The organism is Bradyrhizobium sp. 141 (assembly GCF_023074055.1).
Taxonomy (GTDB): domain Bacteria; phylum Pseudomonadota; class Alphaproteobacteria; order Rhizobiales; family Xanthobacteraceae; genus Bradyrhizobium.
In genome coordinates this window covers 1-1,976 of record NZ_JADPKR010000076.1, presented here as the reverse complement: position 1 = coordinate 1,976, position 1,976 = coordinate 1, and the positions used below count along the sequence as shown (strand labels likewise).

The window sequence follows — 1,976 nt, the reverse complement described above, 5'->3', positions numbered from 1 at the left end:
AACAACAGGCCAAAAATTACATCCAACTCCGCCGCCTCGCCCCAACAACGACCGGCCAGAACAAGAAAACCCTCCATTTCAAGGTTTTTCAGCAGACTGTTAGGCGGCAACAATCAAGGGTTCTTTCGCAGGTTTGGTGCAGGGTGCGGGTTCGCGCCGAATGCTAATAAAAGTCGGAATCGCATGCATAAAGTCGTGAGAAGCCTGATGGCCGAGTTGATCCGGCCTGGATGACGCAGGAGGATTCGCCGCACACAGACGAACCGCCGGTGCCGGTCGCGAGCCAAATCCTGGTGATAGACCGGGAAGGATCAGCTCCGAGTCTAAACGGCATCGTCAACTTAATGAAGCGTGGATACTGTGCGATGACGGGCTATGACAGAGCGTGACCCACTCTACCGCCGCGCCATCGCTTCCCGAGATCATCGCCCATGCTGTCTGGCTGTATTTCCGGTTTCCTCTCAGTTTGCGAATGGTCGAGGACTTGCTGGCGGCACGAGGGATTATTGTCTCGCATTAGACAGTCCGGCTTTGGGCAGAGTGCAAATTCCGAGGCATGTCGCCCCCTTGTTCCGAGATGGTCTCGCCCCCCCGGGGATGTCCCGATCGTTGTTGAACTAGGTGTTCAGTCCCGAGGTCAAGTGGATGGGATCGAGCCTGAAGCGGTCTGGCTCGTTTGCCCAAGCTGTACATATGGCTTCGTAGGGTGTGAGGCCGCGTAGCGTCTTCAGCCGCTTGACGAAGTTGTAGCCACCCAGGAAGGCGCCGAGGTGATCTTCGAGTTGGCGCTTGGTCTCATAGTGGTATCGCCGGACGGTTGCCTCCTTCAGTGTTCGGTTCATCCTCTCGACCTGACCGTTGGTCCAGGGATGGTTGGGCTTGGTGAGACGATGCTCGATGCCATGCCCCCTGCATGTCCGGTCGAAAGGATGGCCGCGCCACGTGGCGGTTGGACCTGATCGGTTCTTGGTCAGGTCGGCGAATTGGATGCCGTTGTCGGTGAGCACGGTGTGGATTTTGTAGGGGACAGCCATGACCAGGTCGTTGAGGAAAGCCCTGGCGGTGGCAACCGTCGCCTTCTGCATCAGCCGAGCGAAGGCGTACTTCGAGGTGCGGTCCACAGCCACAAAGAGGTAGAGCTTGCCCTCCTCGGTGCGGACCTCGGCGGTGTCGATGTGGAAGTAGCCGATCGGATAGGCCTTGAAAGGCTGCTTGGCCGGCTTGTCACCGACGACCTCGGGCAGGCGGCTAATCCCGTGGCGTTGCAGGCAACGGTGCAAGGATGACCGCGTCAGATGGGGGATAGTCGCCTGCAGAGCGTAGAGGCAGTCATCGAGAGGCAGCAGCGTGTGCTTGCGGAACGCAACGACCGTCGCCTCCTCCTCTGCCGTTAGAACCGTCGAACGCACGATCTTCGGACCCATCAGCGCATCGTGAACAAAGGTCCGCTTGCGCCACTTGGAGACCATCTTCTGATTAAGACCGTGCTGCGCGGCTAGATCTTTGAGCGGAGCCTTCGATCGCTGTATCGCTGCTCGGATGGCGTGCGTGGTCGTGGCGCTGCCGTGAAGTATCTGTCCCATAACCCCTCCCGGAATGAGGGATCAGCTTGGCTGATTCCCCCACACTCCGGGACCAGACACCTAGGTCGGGCCGACGTCGCCGGAATGAATGTTACGCGGCCCTCGTGATGGGCACGGGGTTGATCGTCATGCGATCGTGGTGAGCTTGAGGGGCCGCACGCAGAACCGACAATTGCTTATGCGCCTTCAATCGTCCGAAGCCCTTGTTCGCCTCGATCATGCCGGCCGCGACCCATCGCAGGGCCATACCGGCATCCCGCCAGCGTTTGACGTTGCGTGTGACGCGGCGAATGATGCCCATCATGTTCTCGGCGATGTTGGTACAGGCGAGCGATCGACGAAGCTCCTTCGGCAGCTTCAACCGGACGACGGTCAGGATTTCGTCGAGGCCTT

The 1,976-nt window shown here is 59.4% G+C and carries 1 protein-coding gene and 2 pseudogenes; 1 reads left to right on the top strand and 2 read right to left on the bottom strand.

What is annotated here, in order from left to right:
* Positions 1 to 375 precede the first annotated feature (375 nt).
* A pseudogene (locus tag IVA81_RS20165) lies at positions 376 to 517 on the top strand (IS6 family transposase); the annotation flags it as partial.
* A gap of 100 nt (positions 518 to 617) precedes the next feature.
* On the opposite strand, the gene IVA81_RS20160 reads toward IVA81_RS20165, so the two are convergent.
* Positions 618 to 1,583: an IS481 family transposase gene (locus IVA81_RS20160; protein ID WP_247321177.1), complete on the bottom strand. Its 966-nt coding sequence runs from the start codon at positions 1,581 to 1,583 to the stop codon at positions 618 to 620.
* A 91-nt stretch (positions 1,584 to 1,674) separates the two neighbouring features.
* Positions 1,675 to 1,976, bottom strand: a pseudogene (locus IVA81_RS20155) (IS256 family transposase); the annotation flags it as partial.